Raw genomic sequence first — 620 nt, 5'->3', positions numbered from 1 at the left:
GGCGAAATGCACACCTGGCCGGCGTTCCTGAACTTGGCGCCGGCCATGGCCTTGATGGCGGCAGCCACGTCGGCGTCTTCGGCAATGATGACCGGCGCGTGGCCGCCCAGCTCCATGGTCGAGCGCTTCATGTGCTGGCCCGCGAGCGCGGCCAGCTGCTTGCCCACGGCGGTCGAGCCGGTGAAGGTGATCTTGCGGATCACCGGGTGCGCCGTGAGNGATGGCGGCAGCCACGTCGGCGTCTTCGGCAATGATGACCGGCGCGTGGCCGCCCAGCTCCATGGTCGAGCGCTTCATGTGCTGGCCCGCGAGCGCGGCCAGCTGCTTGCCCACGGCGGTCGAGCCGGTGAAGGTGATCTTGCGGATCACCGGGTGCGCCGTGAGGTAGGACGAGATTTCGCCCGGGTTGCCAAACACCAGGCCCACGGTGCCGGCGGGCACGCCCGCGTCGACGAAGGCCTGCAAGAGCGCGGCCGGCGAAGCCGGGGTTTCCTCGGGCGCCTTGACCAGGAACGAGCAGCCCGTGGCCAATGCCGCGCCGAGCTTGCGCACGATCTGGTTGACCGGAAAGTTCCACGGCGTGAACGCCGCCACCGGACCCACGGGTTCTTTCAGCACCA

General features: G+C 69.3%; 1 protein-coding gene. It reads right to left on the bottom strand.

Features of this window, described 5'->3' with window-relative positions; all coding sequences use genetic code 11:
* On the bottom strand, nucleotides 1–603 hold a 603-nt coding region (locus QZH66_RS18005; RefSeq protein WP_305807175.1), incomplete at its 3' end, for an aldehyde dehydrogenase family protein.
* Nucleotides 604–620: the final 17 nt, after the last annotated feature.

The organism is Stenotrophomonas sp. YIM B06876 (genome assembly GCF_030711595.1).
Classification (GTDB): domain Bacteria; phylum Pseudomonadota; class Gammaproteobacteria; order Xanthomonadales; family Xanthomonadaceae; genus Stenotrophomonas.
Note: the sequence above shows the minus strand (reverse complement) of the source record. Positions and strands in the feature narration are given on the sequence as shown.